Annotated in this window: 1 rRNA gene; it reads left to right on the top strand. The window is 52.1% G+C overall.

From position 1 onward, the window contains the following. Nucleotides 1-612: ribosomal RNA gene (locus ACTNDS_RS16675) — 23S ribosomal RNA — on the top strand; the annotation flags it as partial.

The raw sequence follows: 612 nt of genomic DNA, 5'->3' as shown, positions 1-612 counted from the left end.
CACTTTGGCAAATCCGGGTGGCAATGGGAAGCCGTGATGCGGAGCGAAATAAAGTAGCGAAGTCCGTGAGCCATGCGTCAAGAAAAGCCGCTATTGTTTATACCGTACCCGTACCGTAAACCGACACAGGTGGATGAGGAGAGAATCCTAAGGCCGGCGGAAGAAGCATTGTCAAGGAACTCGGCAAAATGGCCCCGTAACTTAGGGATAAGGGGTGCCTGGGAAACCAGGCCGCAGAGAATAGGCTCAAGCAACTGTTTAGCAAAAACACAGGTCTATGCGAAACCGAAAGGTGAGGTATATGGGCTGACGCCTGCCCGGTGCTGGAAGGTTAAGAGGAGAGGTTAGCGCAAGCGAAGCTTTGAATTTAAGCCCCAGTAAACGGCGGCCGTAACTATAACGGTCCTAAGGTAGCGAAATTCCTTGTCGGGTAAGTTCCGACCCGCACGAAAGGCGTAATGATTTGAGCGCTGTCTCGACAATGCATCCGGTGAAATTGAAGTACCAGTGAAGATGCTGGTTACCTGCGCCAGGACGGAAAGACCCCATGGAGCTTTACTCCAGTTTGGTACTGGGACTCGGTATTGCATGTACAGGATAGGTGGGAGGCTG

Origin of the sequence: Blautia sp. HCP3S3_C12 (genome assembly GCF_052064155.1) — a bacterium.
In the GTDB taxonomy this organism is placed as follows: domain Bacteria; phylum Bacillota; class Clostridia; order Lachnospirales; family Lachnospiraceae; genus Blautia_A.
The sequence above is the reverse complement of the archived record's forward strand: the minus strand, read 5'-3'. Positions and strand labels throughout refer to the sequence as shown.